This window comes from Gordonia sp. UCD-TK1 (assembly GCF_001691435.1).
GTDB classification, from domain to species: domain Bacteria; phylum Actinomycetota; class Actinomycetes; order Mycobacteriales; family Mycobacteriaceae; genus Gordonia; species Gordonia hongkongensis.
In genome coordinates this window covers 1-5483 of record NZ_LZMP01000055.1, presented here as the reverse complement: position 1 = coordinate 5483, position 5483 = coordinate 1, and the positions used below count along the sequence as shown (strand labels likewise).

The following is a 5483-nucleotide window of genomic DNA, read 5'->3' as shown; positions in this document are numbered from 1 at the left end:
TACTGGTAACCGTGAATATCGAACAGATCAAGTCCCGTTAGGACGAACACGCCTCGTCTGTATGCAGCGTCCGAGGACTGGACTGTGCCGTAGTCAGTCACTCACCCAGAGATGAGAACTCGGGTGCAGCTTTGCGCTGGTTCATCTGCTCCCGTATGAATCGACGCGTTCGCCTTGGCCCCAGCGAAGGGGACTTGGACCTAAGGTCGTCGATCATCGCTGCGATCTCGGGTGTCAGTGGTTCGGAGCGAGCAATTCCGAAATAGATTGGAACGCGGTCAGCATCGCTACTAGAGTGCGCAGAATGATCACGCTTAAACCTTACCAACTGCGCTAGGAATTGCGGATTTATAACCGGCGAGGTTATGTGGCGGCCGAGTTCTTCACCGATCACTCGGGAAAACCTTTTAGCGTGCCGGTCCTCGGTTAGAAGCCAATCCTGATCCCCGACGGGGTTTGTCGACGCATTTCCTCGTAATTGCAGGACCCCTACTGTGTTCTCAAGGTCGTGTCGCGCTAGTTTTGCAATCTCTGATGGGTCGCTTGTGGTGCCACGCCGCGTCTCTGTCACCTCGTCCCAGAAACGTTCGGCAGATTCGTAAAGGTCTTTGGGGGCTCGGGACAACGGGTCCGCAAGGTCTCGTACTTTGATGTTGAACTCTTCGGAGAGGAACTCCTGGATATCGAAGATCGGATCACCGAGTCCACGGAATTCCTCTTGCCATGCGTAGAATTCCGAACGGCTTCCGCCGTTACGTATGTACTGGTCCAAGATAAAAGGGATTCGGGCAATCGAAGTGGAACGGGCCGCATTCACACAGAGGGTAAGATGGGCATCCACTTCTTCAATCACTCCAGGCGTTACATACAGTGCCACATCTGCAGCCCGGCTGGCTTCAACAAGGTGCGTATAGGGGGAATCAACTCCGTACATCGTCTCGACCAGCAGTGGGAGAACGACGGACGTATCGAGCCAAATCCTTCCTCCGGTAAATATCTTGCGCATCGTTTTCTGGACGTCTGAAGTTGATTGGAGTAGCGCCATGGTTGTGTAGGCATCCAGGAGTTTACGCAGATGCCGCTGGGTGGTTTCGTTTCCGTGCACGCACACTTCCTCGATTACCTCTAGAAGGTCTCCGGCTGGAATCGGCGATGAAATGCTGTGGTTAGACGCGATTGAAGTGAGGCTCTCAGTCAGGGCTTGCTCGGGGATCGTGCCGGTCGCGAGGAAGATGGAAAACTGCTCGCCGAAGTCGAGTAGTAGATATTCGAATAGCTGTCGTATTGAGGAGACTTGAGAAGAGTAGTCCGCAGAGTTCGTAGTAACGTCTGAGTCGTTCAAGTATAGCGCTGCGTGGATATCTGCCTCAAGGCTCTTCTGGCCAGAAAGGAAAGCCTCTGCTTGGGCGGCGGCGTGTTCGCGCTCGCTATGGGATATGTGATATGAAGCTTCTTTGCTTCGGTACTTTATGCGGCCTCGTTTAGCCGAAAGCCGGTCAAGTGCTGAATCAACTTGCGCGATTGCTGTATCGCGTGTCGTTGACTTAAGCAGGGGGAGGAGTCGTTCTATTATAACTTCGCGCGGCATGGGATTCTCGGCGGTGCTGCCATGTAGTATGGAAAGTATCAAAGCGTCAATAGCTAGCTTCGTTAGATTTCGATCACTGGCGCGCTCGCTCATTTCGATACTGAGATGGAGGAATGCAATACGTTCTTCCATGGTAGACAATGCTCTACCGACTGATGCTCCGAGGCTTTCGCTGGCCAACAACGGGTCGACGAATGCGCGTTCGAGGCGCTGACATGCAGATATGCAGCTCTCGGAGGAGCTCCTTCGATCTACAAAGTAAGTGCAGTCGCGTATGTCTAGGGAGATATTCTTCTTTATTAAACGGGATTTAATTTGGTCGCCTTGAGCTCCGATATCTTGATTTGTTACGTAGATCAGTACGCGTGGAAGTCCAGTGTTCTCAAGGCGTCTAACTGTGGCGTTAATCTTGGCGCTCCAATCCTCGGATACTGAGAACTGTAGCTTTACGTCACCGCTATTGTTGATATTGTACAGCTCGCCATCGCGGCCCTTGTCACCTGATTGTGTCGCCATATTCCTAAAGTCTGGAAATTCGGAAGTAAGAAACTCTGACGCAAACTCTTCGAACCTTTCCCAGTCGCCGGGCTTTATCTGCGAAAGGGCCAACTTAAGTCGCTCGTTACCCATTGTAAATCAGCTCCAGATGTTAGTAGTTGGTATTGTCAAGAATTGCCTGATCTTAGCCTGGTTGCTTGCGATATAGAGCTGACGTAGCGCGCGTATGTGGTGGCGGCGAGAGCGGCATGACGTTCGGTAACTTGGCAGCTGAAGCCGAGCATGTCCGCCACGATCGGCGGTGGCGCAAGTTGTACGAGGTTGGCTAGCGCACTATTGCGGCTGCCGCGCAAGTTAATTCCGAGCCGGCGGAGCGTGTGCATCACTGTCTGCGAGCCAATGTGTCGGCCTGGTCGATAGCCCGGGAACAGGTACATCGTGTCCGCGCCGGCTGTCTGCAGGTTTGGCCTGTGTTCAAGCAACTCATAGATCAGAACTGCGAATGGTTCCGGCACAGGTGTTGGCTCGCTACCAAGGCTGATTCGCATCTCGGTAGGCGTGAGCTCGAGGTCGCCGATTTGCAGTGTTACAACCCTGCTCAACGGTTGGGCATAGAGCACCAGCAGGAGGCCGGCGACCCGTTGGTGAAGGCTGGTGACGTCGCCCTCCATGAGAGTTCGGATCCACCGCATCCGATCCTCATCGGTCAAGCTAGGGGTTGATCTGGCGTACCGGTGCTCAACTGTCACGCTGGTATTAATGCGAAGTGCGCGGCACCAGACAAAGAAGGTGCGGATCAGCTGGCGGGTCGTCGGCCCTGGTTTCAGATACTGATCCACGTCTTCCTGTGTGGCGTTCTCCACGGTGCGGTGATGGACTCTGTTAAGCCAGTTGAGAAACTTGATGACCTCGGTTATCTCCTGCTTGGCAGAACGCACCGAACCTTCGCTGGATTGGCGAGGTGACGAGTTGGCGCGGATTCGTCGGAGGTGATGCCACGTCGCGAACCGGTGGGCGGTGGCCCACACCTCGGGGGTGTCGGCTGCAGACTGTTTGCTCTCAAGCCACCGCTCGAACAGTGCAAGATAATGATCGCGCGGTTCGAGTAGCGTGTGCTGCTCAAGGATCGACCGGATGTGTTCGACAGTCTTGGATGGGGGGATGCTGTCGAGGGCTTCGTGTGTACATGGAATGGATCCAGTCATCAAGCCGTGCAGGAGTGCCCGCACCTGGGCGTCGCGCATCCACGTCATTACACTCTCTGGCCGTTGCGCCTGAGTTAGCGCGTCAATCAAGGTGGTTCGCAATTCCTTCAGAGCTGCGCGGCGTGGAGGCGGTGCTAGCTGCTCCAACTTGTCCCGCAACGAACATCTGGCGCATTGGCCTCGCCGATACATCTCACCCTCGTGCCCGCAGATGGTGCAACGATAGTCAGCTGGATTGATACCGCCGCATTTCAGACAACAGGGTCTCGGATCGTTGGCTCGCGACCGAGCGGGGAGGACGCCGTTATGACCGCAGATTGGGCACTCTCCGAATGTGCGCATCGCAAGGTAAAAGCAACTGTTGCAGAGTCGTTCTCCGGGCCAATGAACCCGGTGCTTGCCCATGACCCGCCCGCACCGATCGCAAAAACGCTCGCCGGTGGTACGTCTCGGGCGTCCTCGCGGCCGCCGCCCCCCAGTAAGTGGCTCACTCATCACGGATTACCCGGGCGCGCTTGGGTCGTGCGGTGCGATTGAGATCTACCACGTTCTCGGTTGCGGCGCGTTTGCGACGTTTATCAACAGCGGTTACGGTGACGAGATCACCTGGGGTGCAGGCGAATACATCGCAGATGGCGGCCATCACTTGCAAAGACACGCGCTCAGGCTGGCCCGCCACCAATCGGTAGACCTGTGACGCCGATAAGTCGATTCCACGTTCGCGAAGGAGGGGCACTAGATCGGTGCTGTTGTGCATGCCGGCCGCGGCCATCAACTCCGCCAGGCGCCAGCGGTACTCCACAGTACGTGCTGCCATCAGTTGCCCGCTTCCTCATCTGGGTGTTCGCCGATATTCATTGCATCCCGCACAGTCGAGTCGAGCGCGTCGCGAAGGGTGGTCTGACGATAGTCCGTCGAAGTACAGTCGTAAATGCCCGTGGTGGAAGCAAACTCGTGCCCAAGTTGGTCCTGAACGAACTTCTGATCAACGCCGGCCTCAATCAAATGTGTCGCGTACGACCGGCGCATCGAGTGAAGATCGAGTCCCGGAGCCAGTCCAAGCTCCTCGCAGTAGCGCGAGAATCTCTGCCGTACACAATTTACCGTCACGAGCGTGCCTCGTTCGCTGGTGAAGAGGTCTAACTTTCCAGTCTCGCCACCAAGGTGTGCGGCAGAAATCCAGTCAGCGACGACGTCAGGGGACCAGTCGAAAACTGTTAGGACGGATCGACGCTTCGGGGGAGAACCACGATGAGGTTTGCCGTAGCGAACATGCAGGATGCCGTGCTTGCCGAATTCGCGCGCTTTCGGGTTGCGATAGAAATCAGTGGTCTGCAGATGACGGATCTCATTACCGCGAAGTCCCCATGCGTACGCAACTTTGAACCAGGTTGCATCGCGGTAGGCCGGCCACTGACCCTTGCGGCCGCTCGTCGCGAGCCGATCGACTTCATCGTCAGCATGATCGAAAAATCGTTGCAGTTCAGCGCGACTGAAAGCCCGCTTACGTGGATCGGACTCGCACTCTTGTGCGTGGCGAGCCGAGTTCCAATCGTGGCAAACCTGTACTGGATGAGTTCCGAACAAATCAACGCAGAGATCACACCAGCCATACTCGGACGATCCGACATAGTCGCAGAACAGCCGTAGCGCTGTTTGATAACCACGCACCGTCGTTTGCCGCGCGTGACGGATACTCCGCAGGTCGCCGAAGAACTCGTCGACCATCGCCGGGGACCACTTCCACGGGTACTCGTTGACATAGTCAGCAAAGCGGGTAATTAGCTGACAACGCTGCTCAATGGTCCCGAAGGTTAGGTTTCTGGACAGCTGCTGATTGCGCCATCCATCCAACATCTCCGCGAACACAGCATCCTGGTTGCTCAGATATCGAACGCCCGGCACCAGCACCAAGCGCCCAGAGTCGTCGACCGTCACGCGGCATCATCTCCAGGCTGGGTGCATTAGATGCTCATATCATGCATCTATTGCAGGGTCGGTGTCAATCATCAAGTCGCTCAGCCCTGCTCGTATGACAGGTCCCTGCGCAAACTGCAGCTTCGATTCGGCGTTCGCACTCACAATAGACCGTCTGAACCCACATCAGAGCAGGTCAGGCGCCCAGACCGATAAGAATCTGAACGTTGCAAAGGAGGAGGGTTCGACTGCATCTGCTGCAACATTACTCTTTT

The 5483-nt window shown here is 55.9% G+C and carries 4 protein-coding genes; all 4 read right to left on the bottom strand.

The window, feature by feature from the left end:
- Positions 1-97 precede the first annotated feature (97 nt).
- The 4 genes from A9310_RS25750 to A9310_RS21305 all read right to left on the bottom strand — a co-directional run bounded on the left by A9310_RS25750 (position 98) and on the right by A9310_RS21305 (position 5229).
- Positions 98-2218 (bottom strand): hypothetical protein, encoded by a 2121-nt coding sequence (locus tag A9310_RS25750; protein WP_139104708.1) that lies wholly within the window; start codon positions 2216-2218, stop codon positions 98-100.
- A 35-nt stretch (positions 2219-2253) separates the two neighbouring features.
- Complete coding sequence (locus tag A9310_RS21310; protein WP_331710561.1) at positions 2254-3330, bottom strand: hypothetical protein; 1077 nt, start codon at positions 3328-3330, stop codon at positions 2254-2256.
- A gap of 448 nt (positions 3331-3778) precedes the next feature.
- The gene (locus A9310_RS25345; protein WP_083207471.1) at positions 3779-4108 is read right to left on the bottom strand and encodes a helix-turn-helix transcriptional regulator; all 330 of its coding nucleotides are present in this window, start codon (positions 4106-4108) and stop codon (positions 3779-3781) included.
- A complete protein-coding gene (locus A9310_RS21305; RefSeq protein WP_065632280.1) occupies positions 4108-5229 on the bottom strand; it encodes a site-specific integrase in 1122 nt (373 codons plus the stop codon). Before A9310_RS21305 ends, A9310_RS25345 begins: the two co-directional genes overlap by 1 nt.
- Positions 5230-5483 lie beyond the last annotated feature (254 nt).

What these genes read in the sequence shown, in the direction of transcription:
- A9310_RS25750 (WP_139104708.1), bottom strand. Translation starts at nt 2,218, where the DNA reads ATGGGTAACGAGCGACTTAAGTTGGCCCTTTCGCAGATAAAGCCCGGC.
- A9310_RS21310 (WP_331710561.1), bottom strand. Translation starts at nt 3,330, where the DNA reads ATGCGCGACGCCCAGGTGCGGGCACTCCTGCACGGCTTGATGACTGGA.
- A9310_RS25345 (WP_083207471.1), bottom strand. Translation starts at nt 4,108, where the DNA reads ATGGCAGCACGTACTGTGGAGTACCGCTGGCGCCTGGCGGAGTTGATG.